Source organism: Cohnella hashimotonis (genome assembly GCF_030014955.1).
GTDB lineage: Bacteria > Bacillota > Bacilli > Paenibacillales > Paenibacillaceae > Cohnella > Cohnella hashimotonis.
Genome location: NZ_JAGRPV010000001.1, coordinates 4,069,137 through 4,092,637, shown reverse-complemented (window position 1 = coordinate 4,092,637; position 23,501 = coordinate 4,069,137). Strand labels below are relative to the sequence as shown.

The 23,501-nt window shown below is 60.1% G+C and carries 21 protein-coding genes; 17 read left to right on the top strand and 4 right to left on the bottom strand.

All coding sequences use genetic code 11. The features are described 5' to 3' along the window. The first annotated feature begins 58 nt into the window (after positions 1 to 58). The 5 genes from KB449_RS16525 (at position 59) to KB449_RS16505 (ending at position 4,897) form a co-directional block, all read left to right on the top strand. Positions 59 to 733, top strand: a complete 675-nt coding sequence (locus KB449_RS16525; protein WP_282909421.1) for a YjbE family putative metal transport protein — start codon at positions 59 to 61, stop codon at positions 731 to 733. Positions 734 to 862: 129 nt separating this feature from the next. Next, positions 863 to 1,357: a hypothetical protein gene (locus KB449_RS16520; RefSeq protein WP_282909420.1), complete on the top strand. Its 495-nt coding sequence runs from the start codon at positions 863 to 865 to the stop codon at positions 1,355 to 1,357. 198 nt (positions 1,358 to 1,555) lie between these two features. Further along, a complete protein-coding gene (typA, locus tag KB449_RS16515) occupies positions 1,556 to 3,394 on the top strand; it encodes a translational GTPase TypA (RefSeq protein ID WP_282909419.1) in 1,839 nt (612 codons plus the stop codon). A gap of 36 nt (positions 3,395 to 3,430) precedes the next feature. Continuing rightward, positions 3,431 to 3,736, top strand: coding sequence for a YlaH-like family protein (locus tag KB449_RS16510; RefSeq protein WP_282909418.1), 306 nt, complete (start codon positions 3,431 to 3,433; stop codon positions 3,734 to 3,736). Between the two features lie 84 nt (positions 3,737 to 3,820). After that, positions 3,821 to 4,897, top strand: coding sequence for an LCP family protein (locus tag KB449_RS16505; protein WP_282909417.1), 1,077 nt, complete (start codon positions 3,821 to 3,823; stop codon positions 4,895 to 4,897). Positions 4,898 to 5,216: 319 nt separating this feature from the next. On the opposite strand, the gene KB449_RS16500 is transcribed toward KB449_RS16505, so the two are convergent. Then, positions 5,217 to 5,822, bottom strand: coding sequence for a YhcN/YlaJ family sporulation lipoprotein (locus KB449_RS16500; RefSeq protein WP_282909416.1), 606 nt, complete (start codon positions 5,820 to 5,822; stop codon positions 5,217 to 5,219). Between the two features lie 156 nt (positions 5,823 to 5,978). Between KB449_RS16500 and KB449_RS16495 the strand changes: the two genes are divergently transcribed. Together KB449_RS16495 and KB449_RS16490 are read left to right on the top strand one after the other, a co-directional pair. Then, complete coding sequence (locus tag KB449_RS16495; RefSeq protein WP_282909415.1) at positions 5,979 to 7,313, top strand: PhoH family protein; 1,335 nt, start codon at positions 5,979 to 5,981, stop codon at positions 7,311 to 7,313. 204 nt (positions 7,314 to 7,517) lie between these two features. After that, complete coding sequence (locus KB449_RS16490) at positions 7,518 to 8,825, top strand: extracellular solute-binding protein (RefSeq protein WP_282909414.1); 1,308 nt, start codon at positions 7,518 to 7,520, stop codon at positions 8,823 to 8,825. Here KB449_RS16490 and KB449_RS16485 read toward each other — a convergent pair. Continuing rightward, positions 8,796 to 9,887: a coiled-coil domain-containing protein gene (locus KB449_RS16485; RefSeq protein WP_282909413.1), complete on the bottom strand. Its 1,092-nt coding sequence runs from the start codon at positions 9,885 to 9,887 to the stop codon at positions 8,796 to 8,798. The genes KB449_RS16490 and KB449_RS16485 overlap by 30 nt on opposite strands. Positions 9,888 to 10,073: 186 nt before the next feature. After that, positions 10,074 to 10,310: a DUF2626 family protein gene (locus KB449_RS16480; protein ID WP_090115152.1), complete on the bottom strand. Its 237-nt coding sequence runs from the start codon at positions 10,308 to 10,310 to the stop codon at positions 10,074 to 10,076. 306 nt (positions 10,311 to 10,616) lie between these two features. Here KB449_RS16480 and KB449_RS16475 point away from each other — a divergent pair, with 306 nt between their 5' ends. The 3 genes from KB449_RS16475 (at position 10,617) to KB449_RS16465 (ending at position 12,817) form a co-directional block, all read left to right on the top strand. Further along, positions 10,617 to 11,267 carry an RsfA family transcriptional regulator gene (locus KB449_RS16475; protein WP_282909412.1) on the top strand — a complete coding sequence of 217 codons (651 nt, stop codon included), beginning with the start codon at positions 10,617 to 10,619 and terminating at the stop codon, positions 11,265 to 11,267. Between the two features lie 178 nt (positions 11,268 to 11,445). Then, the gene (locus tag KB449_RS16470) at positions 11,446 to 12,411 is read left to right on the top strand and encodes a ketopantoate reductase family protein (RefSeq protein WP_282909411.1); all 966 of its coding nucleotides are present in this window, start codon (positions 11,446 to 11,448) and stop codon (positions 12,409 to 12,411) included. Between the two features lie 10 nt (positions 12,412 to 12,421). Next, a complete protein-coding gene (locus tag KB449_RS16465; protein WP_282909410.1) occupies positions 12,422 to 12,817 on the top strand; it encodes a DUF3397 domain-containing protein in 396 nt (131 codons plus the stop codon). Positions 12,818 to 12,901: 84 nt separating this feature from the next. Here KB449_RS16465 and KB449_RS16460 read toward each other — a convergent pair whose 3' ends face one another. Then, positions 12,902 to 13,672 carry a TspO/MBR family protein gene (locus KB449_RS16460; RefSeq protein WP_282909409.1) on the bottom strand — a complete coding sequence of 257 codons (771 nt, stop codon included), beginning with the start codon at positions 13,670 to 13,672 and terminating at the stop codon, positions 12,902 to 12,904. Positions 13,673 to 13,758: 86 nt separating this feature from the next. On the opposite strand from KB449_RS16460, the gene bshC reads away from it, so the two are divergent. From bshC to KB449_RS16425, 7 genes are all read left to right on the top strand, one after another. Further along, complete coding sequence (bshC, locus tag KB449_RS16455; protein ID WP_282909408.1) at positions 13,759 to 15,438, top strand: bacillithiol biosynthesis cysteine-adding enzyme BshC; 1,680 nt, start codon at positions 13,759 to 13,761, stop codon at positions 15,436 to 15,438. Beyond that, positions 15,435 to 16,700 carry an adenosylhomocysteinase gene (locus KB449_RS16450; RefSeq protein WP_282909407.1) on the top strand — a complete coding sequence of 422 codons (1,266 nt, stop codon included), beginning with the start codon at positions 15,435 to 15,437 and terminating at the stop codon, positions 16,698 to 16,700. The genes bshC and KB449_RS16450 overlap by 4 nt, the downstream gene beginning before the upstream one ends. A gap of 140 nt (positions 16,701 to 16,840) precedes the next feature. Continuing rightward, a complete protein-coding gene (gene mraZ, locus KB449_RS16445) occupies positions 16,841 to 17,278 on the top strand; it encodes a division/cell wall cluster transcriptional repressor MraZ (RefSeq protein ID WP_090115165.1) in 438 nt (145 codons plus the stop codon). Positions 17,279 to 17,384: 106 nt separating this feature from the next. Further along, positions 17,385 to 18,359 (top strand): 16S rRNA (cytosine(1402)-N(4))-methyltransferase RsmH, encoded by a 975-nt coding sequence (rsmH, locus tag KB449_RS16440; protein WP_282909406.1) that lies wholly within the window; start codon positions 17,385 to 17,387, stop codon positions 18,357 to 18,359. 87 nt (positions 18,360 to 18,446) lie between these two features. Continuing rightward, a complete protein-coding gene (gene ftsL2, locus KB449_RS16435; RefSeq protein ID WP_282909405.1) occupies positions 18,447 to 18,833 on the top strand; it encodes a cell division protein FtsL in 387 nt (128 codons plus the stop codon). Positions 18,834 to 18,883: 50 nt separating this feature from the next. After that, complete coding sequence (locus tag KB449_RS16430) at positions 18,884 to 21,190, top strand: penicillin-binding transpeptidase domain-containing protein (protein ID WP_282909404.1); 2,307 nt, start codon at positions 18,884 to 18,886, stop codon at positions 21,188 to 21,190. Positions 21,191 to 21,305: 115 nt separating this feature from the next. Then, complete coding sequence (locus tag KB449_RS16425) at positions 21,306 to 23,255, top strand: stage V sporulation protein D (RefSeq protein ID WP_282909403.1); 1,950 nt, start codon at positions 21,306 to 21,308, stop codon at positions 23,253 to 23,255. Positions 23,256 to 23,501: the final 246 nt, after the last annotated feature.

Here is a 23,501-nt window from a genome sequence, read left to right as displayed (position 1 = left end):
GGGCCTCCTTCATATTCAGACCTGCCTGTACATATAACAGGGGAAGGAGGTGCGCGTCATGGAATTATGGGGTCATTTGGTCGTTTTCGCGCAAATCGTGCTCATTAATCTGCTGCTCAGCGGCGACAACGCAGTCGTTATCGCCATGGCCGGCCGCAGGCTTCCGCCGGCGCAGCGTCGGCGAGCGGTTTGGTGGGGAGCGGCGGCAGCCGTGCTGCTGCGGTGCGCGCTCACGGTGCTGGCAGCGCTTCTGCTCGACATCCCTTATTTGCAGACGGCAGGCGCCGTTCTGCTGCTTGTGATCGCCTTCAAGCTGCTCACGGATCATAAAGAGGAGGTAAGCGCAGGCACGGGAGCCTCTACGCTCGCAGGCGCCGTCTGGACGATCGTGGTCGCCGACTTCGTCATGAGCTTGGACAACGTGCTCGCCGTGGCGGCCGTCGCCGGCGAGGATACGGCGCTGCTTTTGATCGGCATCGCGATGAGCATACCTATCATTATTTGGGGGAGCTCGTTCATTATGCATCTCCTCGACCGGTATCCCGTTCTGCTGTACGCGGGCGGAGCGCTGCTCGCCTATGCCGCTTGCGAGATGGCGCTGAAGGACAAGGGGCTTGCGCCGCTGCTCGCCGGTTTGGGCGAGAGCGGACTGCATGCGCTGCCCTTCGCAACCGTAGCCGCCCTCCTGTCGGCGGCACTGTGGATGAAGCGGAGAAGCCGCGTCCATTCGTGACAGGATTGTGGCTTTTCATGTTTTTTAAAGGCGTCGAACTAGTTTTTTACCCCGACTTCCATTAAACTGTTAGATAAAAGAAACGAATATCGTTCGTTCGCAATAGACAAGCGAAGTGGGGGAGACGCGTTGAACAAGCAATCCGCCGCGGTCGGAATATGGATTTTGGCTGCGGGATTGATCATTTTGCTCGGCAAGCTGGGCGTCTTTTCATTTATCGGGGCCGTTTTCTGGCCGATCCTGATTTTAATCGTCGGCATCTTGCTCCACGTGCTTTATTTCGGCGGCATCGTACCGGCCGTCACGCTGGTGCCCGCGGGCATCCTAACCGGATCTTCGCTGCTGCTGATGGTCGGCAACTGGTTCGGCTGGGGATCGATGCGGTATATATGGCCGCTCTTTTTGCTCTCGATCGCGATCGGCCTTTACGAATACGCCGTTTTCGGTGTCGGCAAAGACCGCGCGGTCTGGAATGCAGCAATGGGCATCGGAGCGCTATCGTTGCTGTTGTTCGCCATCATGCTGCTATGGACGTGGGGCATTTATCTCCTCGCCGCCGCCCTGATCGGATTCGGGGTCTGGCTCGTTCTGAGCCGGCGCAAGCCGCGCAGACGCCGCCGATGATCCGTTTGTCCGAGTTCTCGAACTGAGGGTTGGCAATCGGGCCTGCTTAGCGTATAATTGAAGGGATGTAGACAACGTCGGCCTCGCGTCGGCGTTTTGTGTTGGACACGGTAAATTAGGGACGACGGGTTCGCGTTAGCCGAAGCGGGCCTGCCGGTCGTAATGGATACAGATATAAAAATTACAAGGAGTGGAACCATGCAACAAGAACAAATCCGCAATATCGCCATTATCGCGCACGTCGACCACGGGAAAACGACGCTCGTCGACCAGCTTCTGCGTCAATCGGGCACGTTCCGCGAAAATGAGCAAGTCCAGGAGAGAGCGATGGACTCCAACGATCTCGAGCGGGAGCGCGGCATTACGATTCTGGCGAAGAACACCGCCGTCCGTTACAAGGATCACCTGATCAATATCGTCGACACCCCCGGACACGCCGATTTCGGCGGCGAAGTCGAACGGATCATGAAAATGGTCGACGGCGTCTTGCTGGTCGTCGACGCGTTCGAAGGCTGCATGCCGCAGACCAAGTTCGTGCTTCGCAAAGCGCTCGAAGCGGGCCTGACCCCGATCGTCGTCGTCAACAAGATCGACCGTCCGGCCGCGCGTCCGGCCGAAGTCATCGACGAAGTGCTCGAGCTGTTTATCGAGCTCGAAGCGAACGACGAGCAGCTTGAATTCCCGGTCGTATACGCGTCCGGCCTGAACGGCATCGCGAGCCTCGATGCCGGCACGCTCGGCACGACGATGGAGCCGCTGTACGAGACGATCATCGCTAAGATTCCGCACCCGACCGAAGATCAGGACGCGCCGCTGCAGTTCCTCGTCACGCTGCTCGATTACAACGAGTACCTGGGCCGCATTCCGATCGGCCGCGTCAACCGCGGCAAGATCCGCCAAGGACAGCCGGTCGCCGTCCTGGACCGCGAAGGCAAGATCCGCCAGGCCCGTATCGAAAAGCTGTTCGGCTTCCAGGGCCTGAAGCGCGTCGAGATGGAAGAAGCGGCAGCCGGCGACATCATCGCCATCGCGGGCATCAAGGACGTCAACATCGGCGAGACGATCGCCGACCCGGCCAATCCCGAAGCGCTGCCGGTGCTTAAGATCGACGAGCCGACGCTGCAGATGCGCTTCCTTGTCAACAACAGCCCGTTTGCAGGACGTGAAGGCAAGCACGTCACCTCGCGCAAGCTGCGCGAGCGCCTGTTCAAGGAGCTTGAGACGGACGTTGCGCTGCGCGTCGATGAGACAGACAGCCCCGACGCCTTCGTCGTCAGCGGCCGCGGCGAACTGCATCTCGGCATCCTGATCGAGAACATGCGCCGCGAAGGTTACGAGCTGCAGGTGTCCAAGCCGGAGGTCATCCTCCGCGATATCGACGGCGTCAAAAGCGAGCCGATCGAGCGCCTGATGATCGACGTGCCCGAGGAGAGCATGGGCAACGTCATGGAGAGCCTCGGCACGCGCAAGGCCGACATGGTGAACATGATCAACAACGGCAACGGCCAAGTCCGTCTCGAATTTCTCATTCCTGCGCGCGGCCTGATCGGCTATCGCACGAACTTCCTGACGCTGACGCGCGGCTACGGCGTCATGAACCACGCATTCGACAGCTATGGCCCTGTCGTGGGCGGCCAAGTCGGCGGCCGTCACCAAGGCGTGCTCGTCGCCAGCGAGACGGGTTCTTCTACCGTCTACGGCATGATGGGCGTCGAAGACCGCGGGATCATGTTCGTCGAGCCGGGCACGGAAATCTATGAAGGCATGATCGTCGGCGAGCATACCCGCGACAACGACATCATCGTCAACATTTGCAAAGAAAAGGCGCTCAACAACATCCGTACGGCCAACAAGGAAGAGACGGTCAAGCTCAAGTCGCCTCGCCTGATGTCGATGGAAGAAGCGCTCGAATACTTGAACGACGACGAGCTGTGCGAGATTACGCCGAAGTCGATCCGACTGCGCAAGAAGCTGCTGAACAAGAGCGAGCGCGAGCGTTCGGAAAAGCAGCGCAAGATGGCCGAGTCCGGCGTTTAATCGGACAGCCGCGAAAAACGAGGAGGAGGAGCGCAAGTGCAGACCTGGTTTCATGACCACCCCGTCGTTTCCTACCTGCTGATCTTGGCATTTACGATCTATATCTTTAATGCCGTCTTCCGGATGGGCCGACTGCCCATTCTGAAGGAGATCATCGTGCATATCATCATGGCGATCGGGTGCCTCGTGCTCCTCCTGCTACAGCTCGACAAGCTGCCGATCATTCAGTGCATGTCGGTCGCCGTGATTATGATGCTCATGCTTCGCGGCCGCCAAATGTACGACAAATGGCGGGCCAAGCGGGGCGGCGCCGAAGCGGCCGTCAAGCGGACGGAATCCTAGAATCGAATGCAGCTCCGGCGAACCCCGGGAGAGCCCCGCGCTCTTCGGGATTCGCCTTTTTAAATTTATTGAAGAGGTGAAGCGATGAGTTCCAATACCCCGTTGCCGCCGCGCCGGAGTTCGGGCGCCGCGAAAGCAACTGTCAGGGCGAATCCTCCGAAAAAGAAAAAAAGAAAATGGCCTCGTATTCTTTTTGCGATTATCCTGCTTGTCATTCTAGGCCTCGGTGCTTACGCATATTCGTTATGGAGAGAGGTGGACGGCGCGCTGGACGACGCATCCTCGGGCGCGTCGACGCAGGCCGTGCCGGAGGGCGAAAAGGCGCAGGTCAAACCGATCTCGCTCTTGCTGCTGGGAATGGATTACAGACCCAAGATCGGCGGCATGAACACCGACGTCATCATGGTGGCGGCTTTTAATCCCAAGTCCAACACGGCGACGGTCGTGACGATCCCACGGGATTCGGACCTGCAGCTGGACGGTTATTCGACGCAGAAGATCAACGCCTTTTACGCCAGATTCCACAGCAAGAGCGACGCCAAAGGCGAGGCGGCGAACGCCTATGCCCGCGACGAAATGAAGCAAATGCTCGGCAAGTTTTTCGACATCGACATCAAGTATGCATCCGTGCTGAATTTTCAGGGGTTTGTCGACGTCGTCGACAAGCTGGGCGGGGTAAAGGTGAACGTGGACAAGGATATGCGTTATGTCGACAATGCGGACGGGACCGACATCGATCTGAAGGCGGGCGAGCAGACGCTGAAAGGCGAGGACGCGCTCGGCTTCGTGCGCTACCGCAAGTCCAACCGCGGCACCGCGGCCTCAAGCGATTTCGAGCGCAACGAGCGTCAGAGCCAGGTGCTTGGCGCCATCGTCGAAAAGATGAAATCGTTCGGCGGAATTACGAAGTTGAGCGGCGTGATCGATGTGGCGGGCAAAAATGTGGTGACGGATATTCCGAAGGCGCAGATCACGAATATGTTAAAGACATATTATGATATCAATCGCGAGGACATCCGCTTCATCCCGCTCACGGGCGTCTGGAAAAGCCCTTACGTTTATTTGGACAAAGATTCGGTGGCGGAGGCCAAAGCCGCGCTTGCCGAAGAGATGTCCCCCGAAGGCCGCGTCGCGGCCGCAACGGACGGCGAAACGAAATAATCGGCGGGCGGTCATGCCGCGCGATTCGGGCAAGCATCGCTTGGCCTCACCGAAAGCAGTATGGTATACTGAGCACAACGTATCCCGTTGCAATGTGTCCAAGTCTCTAAACCACGATGCCGAGGGAGTGTTGCGGATGGCAGGCAGAAGGTCTAGATCCACCGGATTCGGCGAAGTCGTCCTGCTGTCGTCCCCGCAGAGCGTCAGGCTTGTCCCGGGCCGTTCCTTCGGTTTCGGAACGCCGTCGCGTGTTCTGTCTCCGCTGTCTGTGCGCCGCGCGTTGAACTCATATGTGTATACGGACAAGAACCCAGTGATTTCACTGGGTTCTTTGCGTATTTGCGGACGTATCCGCGTGCGACCTGGCAGCCGGTCCGGCACCGTCCGGAGAGGCTGGAGGCACGATGCTGCGCGGCACTTGGGGAACGAGCCGGCCGACGATATCGGCCATCTCCTCCGCGAAGCCCGCGATCGGCCGGCCGCGCTTCGCGTCGGCTCGAATCTCCCGGATTCGCTGGGCCATATCCATGTCCGCGGTCACAAGCGCATCGATACCGTACGGGTCTTTGCGGAATGCCTCTGCGACGGCGTACTTGGTCGTCCCGACTCTCGAGCGCTCCATCTTCGGGTCGACGTCGATGCCGACGACGGCATATTTGCCGAAAATAACGCAATTGGCGTGGCGAACGCCGCGGACGCCCTCGGCCAGCTGCTCGAGGTGGGCGGCGACGGCCTTCGCGTTCGGCCGGACCGCGACGGAGCGGTCGCCAACCGAGACATCGCTGCCGGGCGCGCTGTGCGCCTGCAGGCGGTCCTGTCCGGGCTGCCCGGGAGCTGCCGTCCGGTTGCCGCATCCGGCGGCGGACAACAGAGCCGAAGCCAGCAGCAAGATTAATCCGGCTTTGGCCGGCTTACCAACGTACATGTGGGGATCACCGTCCTCGTGGGTATCAATTCTTTTAAGGGGGGATGTCCGAAGGCCTTAAAGGCTTCAAGCAAGCTCCGCCTCGCATTATGTTTCCCTGTCCCAAGCGCCGGTATGTAAATACGTCACAATCCGTCTTAACCGGGAGGAACCGCCGTGAAAAAAATTTACGTGCTCGATACGAACGTGCTGCTCCATGATCCGCTCGCATTGTTTGCCTTCGGCTCGAACGAGGTCGTCATTCCTTCGGTCGTGCTCGAGGAGATCGACTCCAAGAAAAGGCTGGCCGACGAGATCGGGCGCAATGCCCGGTTCGTGTCCAGGGAGCTCGACCGTATGCGGGAGATCGGGCATTTGCACAACGGGGTTGCTCTGGAAAACGGCGGCGTGCTGAAGGTGGAAATGAATCATCGCCGCTTTGTACGGGTACAGGAGCTATTCGGGGAAATGACCAACGACAACCGCATCCTGGCGGTCGCGCTGAACTATCATCTGGAGGAACAGGAGCAGCCCGAATCGGCGCGCCCTGTCATCCTCGTGAGCAAGGACGTGCTGGTTCGCGTCAAGGCGGACGTGTTGGGCGTCACCGCCGAGGACTACTTGTCGGACCGGATCGCCGAAGGCACCGACCATTATACGGGCCAGGTCACGCTGCACGTCCATCCGGCGCAGATCGATGAATTTTATACGTATCGCTTCCTCAGCATCAATCAGATGGGACTCAAGCAAAAGCTTCATCCGAACGAATTCGTCATTCTCCGCGACGAGCTCGGTACTTCAAAGTCTGCTCTCCTGAAGGTGAGCCAGGACGGCGCAAGGCTTGAGCCGCTGCATTTGTCCAACGAGCCGGTATGGGGCATCACCGCCCGCAATGCGCAGCAGCGCATGGCGCTCGAGCTGCTGCTGAACGACGATATTCCGCTCGTGACGCTGACGGGGAGGGCCGGAACAGGCAAGACGCTCATTACACTTGCCGCGGGGCTCATGAAGGTCGAAGACGAACACAAGTACAAGAAGCTGCTCATCGCCCGTCCTGTCGTGCCGATGGGCAAGGATATCGGTTATTTGCCCGGGGAGAAGGAAGAGAAGCTGAGGCCATGGATGCAGCCGATCTACGATAATCTGGAATTTTTGTTCGATACGAAAAAATCGGGGGATCTGGACAAAATTTTGATGGGACTCGGCAGCATCCAAGTCGAGGCGCTCACGTACATTCGCGGGCGTTCGATACCGGGGCAGTTGATTATCATCGACGAAGCCCAGAATCTGAGCAAGCACGAGGTGAAAACGATCGTCTCGCGCGTCGGCGAGCATAGTAAAATCGTGCTGCTTGGCGATCCGGAGCAAATCGACCATCCATACCTGGACGCGCAAAGCAACGGTCTGACGTATCTGGTGGAGAGCTTCAAGGCGGAAGGCATCAGCGGGCATGTGACGCTGGAAAAGGGAGAGCGCTCCAAGCTTGCCCAACTGGCCGCAGAGAAGCTGTAAACGAGATCGCCGGGGCAAAAAAGCAGGGCCGGACGCGAGCAAGGCGTCCGGCCCGCTCTATGCGGTCCCGCTGGTCTGAATCGCGATTCTGGCTGCATAGCGGCTAAAGCGTTTGCATAACGGAGGCGACAAGGCGGCTTAATCCTGCTATCATGGAAAAAACGAATCGCGCCTGCGGCAGCGGGCGGAGGAAGGGGCTTAACCGTGACGCGCCGGAAGTATGTCGTCGTGCTCATGCTGCTTATGCTGGCGGTGCTGCTCACTTCGCCTTGGGCTTCCGCGCCGGAGCCGGACCTTGCGCCGGACGCGGTGCCTGAGGGGCAAGAGGCGATCGAGGAGGAGCCCGTCTTCGCGGAGCAGCATGCGGAGCTAAACGTGAAAATCATACAGGACGAGGAGACGTTTCGACTGCTCGAGCGGCAGTCGGCGGTTTTCGAGCGCAGCCATCCGGACATTCGCGTCAGCCTGGAGCGCATCGACCCCGGCAATTCTGGGGACCTGCCGAACGGATGGCGCGAGGCGGAGAAAATCGCCGACGTCGCGCTCGTCCCGAGTTTATGGGTCAAGCGCATGGCCGTCTCGGGTCTGCTGCTGCCTGCCGACTCGGCGTTCGAAGGCGATGCGCTGTCCGAACAGTTCGAGGCGGTCGCCGCCCCGCTCAAGTGGAACGGGTACATATGGGGCGTGCCGCATCATATCGATCCTTATGTCGTCGTGTGGAATCGCGCGCGATTGTCGGCCGCTACGCGACAAGACGGCAGCGCCTTGACGCTGCCGCTCGGTCCCGAAGACTGGGCGACGCTCGGGACTGAGATGGCAAACGAGGGGAGCCGGCCCTGGCTTGCGATCGACGAGCGCGATTCGGCGGCACTGCTCACCTGGCTGGGCGCGGCGACGGGGATCAGGCCGGATTTGCTGCTGGGCGATGGAAATGGACAGTGGGGCGCCGGCCCTGCCGCGACGATGCTGGATACCCTTCGCGGCACGGTCGGATTGCGGGCGCCCGATTCCGGCGCTCCGTTCTGGGAAGCGATGGCATCGGGACAATACGCGGCCGCAGTCACGCGGCTATCGGTGGCACAGGCCGGCATTGCGAGTCTCGGCGCGGACGCGGCGGCCGGATTGTCCATCGACCGCAGCGGATGGGACAAGGCGTATGCCTTTGAAGGCGGCGCCTCCTTTGTCATCGCCGCAGGCACGCAGGGCGAGAGCGCGGCAAAAACCTGGATCGCGGCGATGACCGAAGCGCAGCGTCAGCTCGATAATTATGACGCGGCGGGGTATTTGCCCGTATACCGGTCGTTGTATGCCGAGCGACGCAACCTGCCGGACCTGGCAGGCAGAGGGGCCCAGCAGTTTCCGAACTGGGCGCCTCAAGTCGGCCCCGAATGGCCGCTGCTGATGACAAAAGTCGGTCTTTACTGGACGGACTGGCGGCAAGGCCGGCTTGCCTTGACGGATTGGCCGCCGAGATGGAGCGGCCTACTTGCCGATCTTGAGCTTCACGATTAGCCTGCCCTCCTCGAGAGACACGCTGTCGGCCTTTAAATAAGCCATCACCTGCTGCGGGTAGAAGCCGAGATCGAAGTCGCGCACCAGGTCGTCGCGCGTCGTATCGGGCAGCGCCAGCCCGTTGAAAACGAGCGTATTCATATGGAACATGATGGCGTTTTTCGGTTCGTTCTCGACCGTATAAGTACCTGTGACGGCGACCTCCATCGAGCCGCTTTTTCCTTGCAGAGACAAAAGATCCGGTTTAAACGAAATGCTGAAGTCTTTAAGCAGTTCGCTTTGCGCATGAAGGAATTCGTTCAACTGCGCGTCGCTCAACGTAAGCGTCGTCGACAAGCCTTTCGTTTTCAACGCTTCCGGGTGCTCCTGAATCCAATCCGGCAGCTTGTTCATCGCTTTGGCGAGCGCGCTGAAGTGGCGCCTTACTTCGTACAGCCCCGCGCTTTGCCAATAGGACTGTATTTCCTCGAGCTGCTTGCGTGCAATCGCGGGATCCGCGCTGCCGTCGATGGCAGCGCGGATCTCGGCCTGCAGCGCCGCGACCCGGTCTCGCTGACTCGCAAGGTCTGCGGCTACGCGGGACAGCTCGTCCTTGTCTTTTTGCAGCTTTTCCTGGCCTTTGCGGATCTCTTCGTATTCCCGATTGAAGTCGGCCAGCGTGCGGCGGTCGGCTTCGAATATCGTATCCATCAGGTCCCAGCTTCTGAGCAGTCCGGCGAGCGATTTGAAGCTGACGAGGACGCCGAGCATCGCTTCCTTCTGACCCATATAGTAGGCTCGCAGTACGCGTCCCGCCTTTTCGCGCTGCGCCGCAATGGCGAGCTGGCGCTCCGCGAGCTTCGCTTCGTTTAGCGCGATGCTTTTTTCGGTTTCTTTTCGCAGCCCCGAGATCCGATCGATCTCTCTGTCGATCTCTACGACGCTGAGTCCTTTCTCTAGCAGCTGCCGGGTCGTCTCCGCGAGCGGCTCCGCATAGACGGGAGGCGGCGTCGGTACGATTTTTCCGGGAAAAAGCGCCATGAGGAGCATGACGGCGACGGCAAACAGGACGAGTCTCCGCATCTGGCCCTCCTTTCTCTCTGGCAGACGGGTACGGCGGTAGTCAAGCTTATGCATTTCTACCTCATTATAGACGAAAAGAACCCTCGCAAGAGAGAGGGGCGGTGGGGAAACCTGAAATCGCGCAAAATCGTTCATGAACATAAAAAGGCCGGAGCGGTTAGCTCCGGCCTTCAGGCATGCCTGCGGTTATGCCGGCAAGCCCATCTCAAATACGGACCAGTAGGTAAAGCCGAGGAACGCGATGATCATATAGCCCCAGAACATGAAGACGTATGTGCGCTCCGTGAACTTCAGGTAACCGAGCAAGAAGAAGGCGGCCGTCTGGATAAAGAACAGAAGCGCCATTTCATACATATCGCCTGCAAACGACATGAGCGCGATCGCGAGCGTCCAGAAACCAAGCATCCGGAACATGCGTGCCATGGTAATCCCCCTTCAGCGTTTCTCTAACCATTTTTCTACAGCATATTATACCCACGGTTCGGGGGCAGTGTAAACGGTGATTCGTGACGAAATGGCAAACTTTTCGTCCAAGCCTATTATGCCTTCCCGGCGAGCCGCTATTCGCATGGCCGCGAGCAAGTTTTCGGAGCATGCGATCGGAAGGTATACGACGTGCAAAAATGGATATACCTAGAGGTATCCGATAGATTCTATGATTTCTATCACGGGCATACAGATAAAAAAAGAAAGCAAGTTATGCGAGCGATCGAGGAGGGAATAGACCGCATGGCGGCTATTAGACAAGATGCATGGAGCGCGGATGACGATCTTATTTTGGCGGAGATTACGCTTCGCCACATACGGGAGGGGAGCACGCAGCTCGCCGCGTTCGAGGAGGTCGGGCAGCGGATCGCAAGAACGGCCGCGGCATGCGGATTCCGATGGAACAGCTGCGTTCGAAAGCGCTACGACGATGCGATCAGCATTTCCAAGCAACAGCGGCAAAAGCGCAATTATCTCAAGAAGCAGGGCGCCATCGCACTGCCTTCGGACGAACGGCCTTCGGCTTCCGCCGAAGAAGAGAACACGGGCAAAGGGGAGCTGATCAGCTCGGATGCGCTCAGTCTCGAGGCCGTCATCCGATATTTGAAGCAGTGGAAGGGCTCTGTTCAGGAGCTGGGCAAACAAGTGAAGCAGCTGGAAAAAGAATTGAGAGAAAAAAACGAGCAGCTCAGCGCTCTCCGGGAGATCAACGACCGTCTGTCCAAGCAGGCCGACGCGGCGCAAACCGACTACCAGGTCGTCAACGACGATTATAAAGCGCTTATCCGAATCATGGACCGGGCGCGCAGACTCGCGATTCTGTCCGAGGAGTCGGAGGAGGAAAAAACGAGATTTAAAATGGATGCCAACGGCAACCTGGAACGAATCGAATAGATTGAACCCGATGAAAAGCCGTCCCTCGCCGCATGCGGCGAAGAGGACGGCTTTTTGCGTTATCGAGCGGTGACTCCATTCGCCATTGTGCGTGCGGTCGAGACAAGGTATGGTATTTCTTGGACAGGCTGAACGGATAAAAAGGACGGCGAGCGCCGAAACGGGAGGGGTTTTCGCTATGGCAAGCATTCAGATCATCGGCGGCGGCGCGATCGGGCTGTTGCTGGCGGGCAGGCTGGCGGCGTCGGGCGTCCGCGTATGCGTGAGAACGAGAACGCGCGCACAGGCGGACGAGCTGGCGGCATTGGGCGTAACCGTGCAGTCTTCGCTGGGAGAAGCGGACGTGCGCGCCGATGTGGACGCAGCGGCACTGGACGACGAGGGCGCCGGGCCGGTGAGCGATACGCTGCTTGCCGTCAAGCAGACGGCGCTGACGCCCGCTTTTCTATATCGCCTGGGAACTGTGCTGCCGCCTGGCGCGTCGGTAACGGCTTTCTGCAACGGCATCGGCCATACCGACCTGCTGGCTGCGCATTTGCCCGGGAGAAGCCTTTTTGCGGCCGTAACGACGGAGGGGGCGCTTCGGGTCGGGACGACGACCGTGCGCCATACGGGCAGGGGCGAAATTCGGCTCGGTCCGGCGCCATTATTCGAGCCGGTAAGCGCGGATATTACGGCGGGGGATATAAACGTCGTGGCGCCGCTCGCGTCGATGCTGAAACAGGCAGGATTTTCCGCGACGCTGTCGAATGATATGGCACAGAGAATGCTGCGGAAGCTGCTCGGCAATGCTGTCGTCAATCCGCTGACGTCGCTGCTGCGGGTTCGGAACGGCGAATTGGTACGAACGCCCGAGCGGATCGCGCTTATGCGGACGTTGTTCGACGAGACATTGTCCGTGTTGGAGGCCCTCGGACTCGAGCGGACGGAAGGCCTTTGGGAAGAGCTGCTCGACCTTTGCGCGCGCACGGCTGCCAACCGCTCGTCGATGCTGCAGGACGTGCTTGCGGGCCGTCCCACTGAGATCGGTGCGATCAACGGCGCCGTCACGCGCCTGGCAGCGCAGCATGGGGCGGACGCTCCTTATAACGAGTCGCTTGTCGCGCTGGTGTCGGCGATGCGGGGCGAAGACAGAGAAGGGTGAGTGAACGCGCTTGTGGAATGCGTTAGTATCCGCTTATGCGGTATTGGCCATCGGCTCCGTCATTCCGTTCGCTGCCGTGTACGGCATCTCCACGATGCAGACGGGGGACAAGAAACGCGCGATGGGGCTTGCGATGGACATGACGACGATTTTTTTAATCGGAATTGTGAGCTATCTGCTTAATCGGGTGTTCGGCATTCATATGGGCTTTTATATCATTCTGCTTTTCATGCTGCTGGGGGCAGGCCTGATCGGCAATGCGCAATACCGGGTACGCGGCAAGGTGGACAGCCTCAAGCTGTTCCGCGCGATCTGGCGGCTGTCGTTTTTCGGTCTGGCAGCCCTGTACGTGCTGTTCATGCTGATCGAGATCGTGCGATTTCTGGCCAGCGGGGAGTGGGAATAAGCCCGCATGCAGAACGAAGACCCGCCCCTTGCAGCTGCAAGGGGCGGGTCTCGATCGTTGAACGCCAAATCCTTCTAGGCGAAGTCACATTCTTCGCGGTTTCATTCCTGCGATGCCGCGAAGCTTGAGCAGCGCGGTGGCGATCGCGATGCCGGCGGCCGTCCAGGCGGCGACGGCGACGAGCTGCGAAGCGGCTTGCTGCTTCACGCCGATCGCGATGAGCGCCCAGGCGACCGTCAGCGGGAACCAGGGATCCTTGTCTTTAAAGGCGGCGAAGGCCGCAAGGGTCGCTGCGACGACAAACAGGGCTATGGCCCATGCGCGGTCGGGGACGCCCCAGCCGTCCCAGCCGCCCGCCCGAAGCGCGACCGAGATATTGACGATCGTCGCGACCGTCACCCAGCCCAGATAAACGGAGAAGGGCAGCGCGATCAGGAAGAAGCCGGCTCTGTCTCTCGCCGTGCGGGCGGCGGGACGGGAGGAGAGATACGCGCCGATTAACGTCAGCAGCAGGCCTGCGATGACGAACGCGGACGCCGTATAGCGTTCCGAGTGCCAGACGAGCAGCCAGCCGACATTGAACAGGCAGCTGGCGAAAAACCAGGGCGCGGTCGCCTTCATCGTCCTGTCGTTGCGGCGGCTTGGCAGGAAGGCAGCGACGACGTAGCAGAGGGCGAGCAAATAAATGACGCTCCAGATGGAGAAGGCATAGCCGGCAGGCGTGACGAGCGTCGGGATTTTGTCCGATATCTCGCCAGACGATCTGCCGAAAAGTCCGCCGGTTGCGGCAGCCGCGTTGACCGCGACGACGCCCAGCCAACCGGCCGCGTTCAATATGCGCCAATGCAAGGACATAGGAATTCCTCCTTCTTTCTTTGACGATATCCGGCCGCTTCATGTACAATCGAGAATGACACCATTCGGACGGGAGGATGTCCGGGATGAATACGACTCCCTTTAATGACGGGACGGCGCAGTCTCTCTCCGAAGCATACAGGCGCGGCGACGATCAGGTCGCTGCGCTGTTCGGAAGCGCCTACTGCAGAGATATAGAAGCTTGGAGCCGGCGCGCCGCGCGGCTTGATCAAGGCGCGGGCGGCCGCGTCGACAGAAGGCGGCTCGGCGAGGCGCTGCTGGATTACCAGCGCCGGCTGAGCCCGGGGCCGATGGCCCTGCAGCACATCGAAGCGCTCGCGAGCGGCGGCGCGCTCGCCGTGGTCGGCGGCCAGCAGGCTGGTTTGTTCGGCGGCCCGCTCCTGATCGCCTACAAGGCGCTGACCGTCATCCAGGCCGCGAAGCATGCGTCGCGCAGCCTGGGCCGGACGGTCGTGCCGGTATTTTGGATCGCCGGCGAGGACCACGACTTCGAAGAAGCCAATCATTTATACGTTTCCCCGGGCGAAGGCGAACCGCGCAAGGTCAAGCTGGGCCGGCCGGAAGGGCCCCGCCATGCCGTCAGCAGAACGCCTCTCTCCGCGGTCGATTGGGAGGTCGCGCTCACGGAACTTGCGCTGACGCTCCCTGATACCGAATTTAAACCGAATTTGCTAAGGCAAATCAGGATGCACGCGAGCGACGCGCCGACGCTGACGCTGGCGTTCGCCCGGCTGCTGTCCGAGTGGTTCGCGGACGACGGACTCGTCCTGATGGACGCGGACGATCCTGCGATCCGCCGGCTCGAAGGCGGCTTGTTCGGAGAGCTCGTCACGGGCAGCGAGCGATTGAGCGACGCGCTCGCCGCCGGCGAGGAAGCTGTCAGGCGGCTGGGGTACCCGATTCAGGCGGAGTCTGCGCCCGACGGCGCCAACCTGTTCGTGCACGCGGAGCAGGGTCGCATGCTGCTCTTCCGGCAAGGCGACCGCTTCGAGGACCGCAAGGGCGGACTCGCTTACGGCAGAGACGAGCTGCTGCGGATGGCGGCCGAGCGTCCGGAGCAGCTGAGCAACAACGCGCTCTCGCGGCCGCTCATGCAGGATTACCTGTTCCCCGTGCTCGCCACCGTGCTGGGCCCTTCCGAGATCGCCTACTGGGCGTCGCTCGGGCCGGCGTTCGCGGCGTTCGGGCTGGAGATGCCGGTCATCGTGCCCAGGCAGTCGTTCACCTATCTCGAGCCGCAGGTGGAGAAGCTGCTGGCCAAGTACGGCGTCACAGCGGAGCAGATCGCCGCGGACGGCGAACGGCTGAAGCGGGAATGGCTCGCCGCGCAGGACAAGTGGGATATCGGCGGCCGGTTCGCCGAGGTCAAAGACCGATTCGGCGAGCTGTACGCGCCGGTGCTCGAGATGGTATCCCAGGTGGACAAGGGACTGGTCAAGCTGGGAGAGAGCAACCTGGCGCTCATCCTCGAGCAGATCGCCTACCTCGAGCAGCGTACGGCCGGCGCGCTGGCGGGGCGCCACGAATCCTCGCTGCGCCAGTGGGACCGGATGCTTCAGTCGCTCCGCCCGCTCGAGCAGCCGCAGGAGCGCGTCTACGGCATCGTTCATTTTATTAATCGCTACGGCATGGGCTGGCTGTCCGCCCTTCGCTGTATTCCGTTCGACGTTACCGGTGGCCATCGCCTGATGGCCCAACAGCAGGCCGAGCCCGGCGGCCGACATCAGGAGGTTTGTTGTTCATGAAATCGACGCTGTCCAGCATCATCCGCGATCCGTCGCTCGCCCCCGAGGGCAAGCTCAAAATCGATTGGGCCTCCGCCCATATGCCCGTGCTGAACCGGATCCGCAAGCAATTCGCCAAGGAGCTCCCGTTCAAGGGACTGAAGGTCGCCATCTCGCTCCATCTCGAAGCGAAGACGGCTTATCTGGCGAAGGTCGTCCAGGCCGGCGGCGCCGAAGTGGCAATCACCGGCAGCAATCCGCTCTCCACGCAGGACGACGTGTGCGCCGCCTTGGCCGAAGACGGCATCGCCGTATTCGCCAAGTACAACCCGTCCCCCGAAGAGTATCACGGCCTGCTCGAGCGGACGCTCGAGACGAAGCCGGATCTCATCATCGACGACGGGGGCGACCTGGTCACGATGCTGCACACGACGCGCCGCGATCTGCTGCCTGGCATCCGCGGCGGCGCCGAAGAGACGACGACAGGTATTCTGCGCCTGAAGGCGATGGAAAACGAAGGCTCCCTTCAATTCCCGATGGTGGCCGTTAACGACGCCTTCTGCAAATACTTGTTCGACAACCGCTACGGCACCGGTCAATCGGTATGGGACGGCATCAACCGTACGACCAATCTGGTCGTCGCGGGCAAGACCGTCGTCGTCAACGGCTACGGCTGGTGCGGCAAAGGCGTGGCGCTCCGCGCGAAGGGGCTCGGCGCGAACGTCGTCGTTACCGAGGTGGACGCGATCAAGGCGGTCGAAGCGTACATGGACGGCTTCACGGTGCTGTCGATGGAAGAAGCGGCCAAGGTAGGCGAGTTTTTCGTCACCGTCACGGGCAACAAGGACGTCATCACCGGCGCGCACATCGCGCAGATGAAGGATGGGGCGATTCTGTCCAACGCGGGCCACTTCGACGTCGAGGTGAACCTCGTCGAGCTCGAAGCGATGTCGGTGTCGAAGCGCACCGTGCGCCGCAACATCGAGGAGTATCGCCTGCAGGACGGCCGCAAGATTTACGTGCTCGCCGAAGGGCGTCTCGTGAATCTGGCTGCCGGCGACGGTCACCCTGCGGAGATCATGGACATGACGTTTGCGCTGCAGGCGCTCTCCCTTCGCTACGTCAACGAGAAATACGAGTCGATCGGCAAGCAGGTCGTCAAGGTGCCGTACGCGCTGGACGAACAAGTGGCGAGAGCGAAGCTGGAATCCCTCGGCATCTCGATCGACACCCTGAGCGAAGAGCAAAAAACGTACCTGGACAGCTGGGCCGGGCACGAATAATGACGATTTTTTAATAACCTAAAATATTTTGAGGAAATCCTGCTTTTCAAGCAGGATTTCTTTTTTTTTGCGCGAATAGTCATCATAAGTGGTTTAAAGTGGGGCCAAGTGGTGGAATATGGAGGGGGTGTGCAGCGGTCATGTTTTTAGGGGAATACCAGCATTCGATCGACGACAAAGGCCGAATCATTATTCCCGCTAAATTCCGCGACGCGCTGGGCACCGACTTTATCGTCACCCGCGGACTCGACAGCTGCTTGTTCGTTTATCCCCGCGAAGAGTGGGCGCAGCTGGAGCAGCGAATACGCGCGCTGCCGTCCATGGCGGCCAACGCGAGAGCTTTTTCACGGCTGCTGTTCTCCGGCGCTTCCGAGGGCGAATGGGACAAGCAGGGGAGGGTCAACCTTCCGAACCACCTGCGAGACTATGCAAAGCTGGACAAGGAATGCACGATCATCGGCGTATCCACGAGAGTGGAGATTTGGGACAAGGCGACTTGGGAAGCCTACAGTCATGCCTCCGAGGAATCGTTCAACGAGATCGCGGAGAAACTGGTCGATTTCGATTTTCATTTCTGATCGCAGAGGACGTCGTCGCGCAGCCACGAATCGTGTTTACACATCACCACTACATAGACAGAAGCAACCGACAGCATGACCGCGAGGGTTGCCGGGAGGCCATACTTTGTTCCACCACATCACCGTGCTTAAAGAAGAAGCGGTAGAAGGTCTGAATATCCGCGAAGACGGCATCTACGTCGATTGCACCTTGGGTGGCGCAGGGCACAGCGAGTTGATCGCTTCGCATCTCGCCCCCGGGGGCAGGCTCATCGGTCTGGATCAGGACGACACTGCGCTCGCCCACGCGCGGGAGCGACTGGCGCCGTACGGCGACATCGTAACGCTGGTGAAAAGCAACTTCCGGCATCTCGCGGACGCGCTGCGGCAAGCGGGCGTACCGGAAAAAGACGGCGTGCCTCAGGTAGACGGCATCCTGTTCGATCTGGGCGTATCGAGTCCGCAGCTTGACGAAGCCGACAGAGGCTTCAGCTACAATCACGACGCGGAGCTCGACATGCGCATGGACCGCGCGCAACCGCTCACCGCGCGAGAGATCGTGAACGAGTGGGACGAACGGGAGCTGTCGCGTATCCTGCGCGACTATGGCGAGGAAAAGTTCGCGCGCAAAATCGCCCGCCATTTGGTAGAGACAAGGGCCAAGACACCCATCGAGACGACCGCGCAGCTCGCCGAGCTGGTGAAAACCGCGATTCCCGCCGCCGCAAGGCGAACGGGAGGCCATCCTGCGAAGCGGGCCTTCCAGGCGATCCGCATCGCCGTCAACGACGAGCTTGAAGCGTTCCGCGACGCGCTGGAGCAGGCGATCGATTGCACCGCCCCGGGCGGACGCATCGCCGTCATTACGTTCCATTCGCTCGAGGACCGCATTTGCAAAGAGACGTTCGTCAAGGAAGTGCCGGCCAACATCAGTCCGCCCGGGTTCCCTGTTACGGTATGGGGCGAAGGCAGGCTCAAGCTTACGCCGCGCAAGGCGATGGTACCTTCCGAGGCGGAGCTCGAGCTGAACAACCGGGCGCGGTCGGCCAAGCTCAGAATCGCCGAAAAGCTGGATCCGGACGCGGCGAACGAGCGCGGGTAGGTTTCGCACCGGTTTTCGGACACAATCGGATTTCCGCAAATCAAATAGACAAGCTGGAGACATCCAAGCGCGGGGGGAGCGAAGAACATGCGTTATTATGGCAATCTGGCGGTTCGCGAGGAGCGTCAGCCGGAACAGAAAAAGCAGCAGCGCACGGCAGCGCCGCAGACGGCGTCCCAAGTTCGCCGCAAGAGCATTCCGGTCGGGGAGAAGCTGCTGTATCTGCTTACCGTGTTCGTCTGCGTCGCCGTAGCGGGATTGATCTTGTATCGCAACGCAGGATTGTACGAGATGAACCGCAGCATTCAAAAAATTACGAGCGAGTACGAAACGGGCGCCGATCAAACGAAGGAACTGCAGCGCGAAGTGGACAAGCTGCGGGATCCCGCCAGAATCTCGAAGCTGGCTGCCGAGAAGGGATATGTCTACGACAACGGTAAAAAGCCGTTGACGCTGTCCGCCGACGGCAACTGACGGACGCGTGACTACAGACGCAGTCCGAGATTGAACGGAAGGTGAGGGGCATGACGAAACGAATCAAATTGCGCACGCTGCTGGCGGGAGGGGTAATTACCCTCCTGTTTGTCGCTTTATGGGGGCGAATCTACTGGGTGCAGGTGGCACACGCAGAGTTCTGGTCCGAGCAAGCCCGCAGTACATGGGTTACGACCAAGAAGCTCGTCCAGGAACGCGGCACGATCTCCGACCGTACCGGTACGGTGCTGGCCGGGGATGCCGCGGCGTATACGCTCGCGCTTAGTCCCAAGATCATCCACCAGCTTGACGATGCCAATCCGCAGTGGAAGCTGATCGACCAGATCGCGGCCAAGGTGACGAGCGTGCTGGGCAAGCCGGAGACCGAAGTGCGCAAGATCATCGATGCGAAAACTAGCAAAGGCGCCTATTTCGCGCAGCGCGAGGTGCAGCCCGAAGGCTGGAAGGTCGACAAGGAAGTCGCCGACCGCTTGACCGCTTTCCGCGATCAGATGCGTGAGCTGACCGGGAAAAAGGACGTCGGCATTTACCTGATCGAAGACAAAAAGCGCTACTATCCGAACGGTTCCCTCGCCTCTCAAATTCTTGGCTACCAGAACAAAGAAGGCGTTGCGATCATGGGACTGGAGAAGACGCTCGACGACGATCTCAGGGGCGAGGAAGGCTCCATTACGTACGTCAAGGACGGCAAGCGCACGCAGCTCGCGGACGGCGAGATCGAAGCGAAGCAGGCGGTCGACGGCAAAAACGTGATGCTGACGATCGATCGGGATATTCAATATTATATGGAACAGGCGATGAAAACCGCTTACGAGCAGTATCACCCGCTTAGCATGACGGCGATCGCCGCGGATCCGAAGACGATGGACATCCTGGGCATGGTCAGCCTGCCCGATTTTAATCCGAACAACTACTGGGATTACGCGAAAAACCTGTCTTCGTTCAAAAATAACGCGGTGCAGTCCATCTATGAACCGGGGTCCACGTTTAAAATCGTCACGCTGGCGGCAGCCGTTCAGGAAGGGCTGTTCAACCCGAACGACAAGTATATGTCGGGCACCGTGCAGATCCCGAAATCCAAGCCCGTTAACGATATCAAGCGCGGCGGCTGGGGCGAGATCACCTACCTGGAAGGTTTGAAGCGCTCGAGTAACGTGGCGTTCGTCAAGCTGGGGTACGAGAAGCTCGGCAAGACGAAGTTCAAGCAGTATATAGACAACTTCGGCTTCGGTCAAAAGACGGGCATCGAGCTGGCGGGCGAGATCGCGGGAACGACGCAGCTGACGTGGGAACGGGATTACGCCGCCGCTACGTTCGGCCAGGCCGTCTCCGTCACGCCGATCCAGCAGGTCGCGGCGGTCGCCGCGGTAGCCAACGGCGGCAAGCTGATGGAGCCGCATATCATCAAGTCGATCTCGGATCCGAATACCGGCGAGAAGGTCGTGACCGAGCCCAAGGTCATCCGCCAGGTCATCTCGGAGCAGACGTCCAAAAAGGTCGGCGAGTACCTCGAGCAGGTCGTCAGCGACAAAGAAATCGGCACCGGACGCAACGCTTACATCGAGGGCTACCGGATCGCAGGCAAGACAGGCACGGCGCAAAAGGCGCAGGCGGCCGGCGGCTACGCCGAGGACAAGTTCGTCGTATCTTTTATCGGTTATGCACCCGTGGAGGACCCGAAGATCGTGCTCTACGTGCTCGTCGACGAGCCTGACGACAAGACGCTTGGCGGCGGCTCGGTCGCGGCTCCGATTTTCAAGGAGATTATGCAAAAATCGCTTTTGCACCTCGGCGTGCTGCCCGACATTAAAAAGGATGCGGACAAGGACAAGAAGGACGAAGCTGAAGCGACGCCGGCCCCCGTCACCGCCAAAGTGACCGATGTGACGAACCAGACGGTGACGCAGGCGAAAAGCAAGCTTGGGAACAGCTCTTTCGAGGCGATCGTGCTCGGCAAGGGCGACAAAGTCGTGTCCCAGCTTCCCAAAGCGGGCGCCGTTTTGCCGACCTCCCAGCATGTATATCTGATGACCGAAAAAACGCTAGGCAGCGTGCCGAGCCTGAAGGGCTTGTCGCTTCGCGACGCGCTCGACATGTGCTCGCTTCTAGGCGCTTCCTGCACGGCGAGCGGACAGGGCTACGTGTCCGGACAGCAGGCGACCAGGGACGGCGACAAGCTGTCGATCGCCTTGACGCTGTCGCCGCCTGCGGGCACGACGATCGAGCCGGCCGCGACCAAAACCGCGACCGACAAGCAGGTCCAAAGCGGCACCGGCGGCGACGGAGCGGGCGCAGCGGATGTGGATGACAGCGCGGTGGATGACGCAGGCGATTGACGCGTTTTCCGTCAAGGCTTCGTCAGGCGAGACAAGCATAGCTTGTTCTAAGCCCCTTCTCCAAGGAATAGGGTGTGAGTAACGCACCGATATTCCGGGGAGGGGGCTGACCTGCGTGAGAATCTCGCAAGTGACGGTGAGGCGGCGCTTGCTGCTGGCGCTGCTCGCAGTGGGGATCGGGTTTATGGCGCTGATCGCGCGCCTCGCATACGTACAGCTGGTCAAAGGTGGCAAGCTGGCCGAGCAGGCGGAGGAGTCGTGGCGCCGCCAGATTCCGTTCGAGGCCAAAAGAGGAACGATCACGGATCGCACAGGCATCAAGCTCGCTTACAACATCAGTTCGCCGACCGTTTATGCGGTGCCGGCGCAGGTGAAGGACAAAGAAGGTACGGCGGGCAAGCTGGCTCCGCTCATCGGCATGGACCGGGACAAAGTGCTGGAGATGCTCAAAAAGAAGGCGAGCAACGTGAATCTTCGCCCCGGGGGGCGCAAGATTACGCTGGAGCTGGCGCAGCAGATTCGGGATCTGGCGCTGCCCGGCATCTATGTGGCGGAGGACAACAAGCGTTTTTACCCGTTCGGTACGATGGCCGCGCAGGTGCTTGGCATCACCGGCTACGACAGCGGGCTGACCGGCGTGGAGAAGCAATATAATCAGCTGTTGTCCGGGACGCGAGGCAACATTTCGTTTCTGACCGACGCGGCCGGCCGTCAGATGCCCAATTCTTCCGAAGCCTACCAGCCGCCGCGGGACGGACTGACCCTGCAGCTGACGATCGACCAGAAGATCCAGTCCATCGTGGAGCGCGAGCTCGATCAGGCGATGCTGAAGTATCAGGCGAAGGACGTCATCGCCATCGCGATGGATCCGAAAAGCGGAGAAGTTTTGGCGATGGGCAGCCGTCCTACTTTTCAGCCCGACCGTTATCAGGAAGCGGAGCCAGAAGTATACAACCGAAATCTTCCGATCTGGATGACGTACGAGCCCGGGTCCACGTTTAAGATTATTACGTTGTCCGCGGCCATTCAGGAAGGCAAAGTCAATTTGAAAAACGAGTCCTTTTACGATCCCGGCTATGTCGAGGTCGGCGGCGCGAGATTGCGCTGCTGGAAGAAAGGCGGGCACGGCAGCCAATCGTTCCTGGAGGTCGTCGAAAATTCCTGCAATCCGGGCTTTGTGGCGCTGGGGCAGCGGCTCGGCAAGGAGAAGCTGTTCGAGTATATTAAAAACTTCGGCTTCGGTAAAAGAACCGGCATCGATATCGGCGGGGAAGAAAACGGCATTCTGTTCAAGCTCGCGAACGTCGGTCCCGTCGAACTGGCTACGACAGCGTTCGGGCAGGGTGTGTCGGTGACGCCAATCCAGCAGATCACGGCGGTCGCCGCCGCGATCAACGGGGGCAAGCTCTTCAAACCGCATGTCGCGAAGGCCTGGGTCAACCCGGATACGGGCGAAACTTTGCAGGAGATCGAGCCTGAGCTCGTACGCCAGGTCATCTCGCCGGAGACGTCGAAGCAGGTGCGCGAAGCGCTCGAGAGCGTCGTGGCGCAGGGCACGGGGGGCAATGCGTTTCTGGACGGCTACCGGGTCGGCGGCAAGACGGGGACGGCGCAAAAGGTCATTAACGGCGTGTACTCGGCGAGCGAGCACATCGTTTCGTTCATTGGCTTCGCGCCGGCGGACGACCCGCAGCTGATCGTATACGTCGCGGTCGACAATCCCCAGGGCATTCAGTTCGGGGGCGTCGTAGCGGCGCCGATCGTGCGCAACATTATGGCCGACGCGCTGCCATATCTTGGCGTAGAACCGCGCAAGGACCAGATCGGCAAGGAATACAAGCTGGGCGAGCTGCCGATGGTGAACGTGCCGAATCTTGTCGGCAAGTCGGTGACGGATCTGTACGAGGACATGAACATGAACTTCCAGCTGTCCGCCTCCGGCAAGGGAGACACCGTGCTGCGCCAGGCGCCCGAAGCGGGGCAGCGGGTTCAGAAGGGCTCGGTCATTCGTATATATTTGGGGAACGAGGGCGAGCAGGCGCCCGCCGAGGACGGCGCGCATTGAACCGCGATGGCGGAGCTGCAAGCGCCGCGGTGTGACAGCCGGAAAAATCGGGTAACAATGCTGGGGGCGACGACGCGTGGGATCGTTTCGTTGGAGTGCCCCCGGTTTAGCCGGTTATCCGAAATTGATTTGCAGCGGACTGCCAAGTGTTTCCTGACACTTGTTTGAAAAGCGCTCCTGGCGGATAATGTACGCATAGGTAAATCAAGCAACCCTGCATTCTTATCCGTGTTAAATCAACTATTT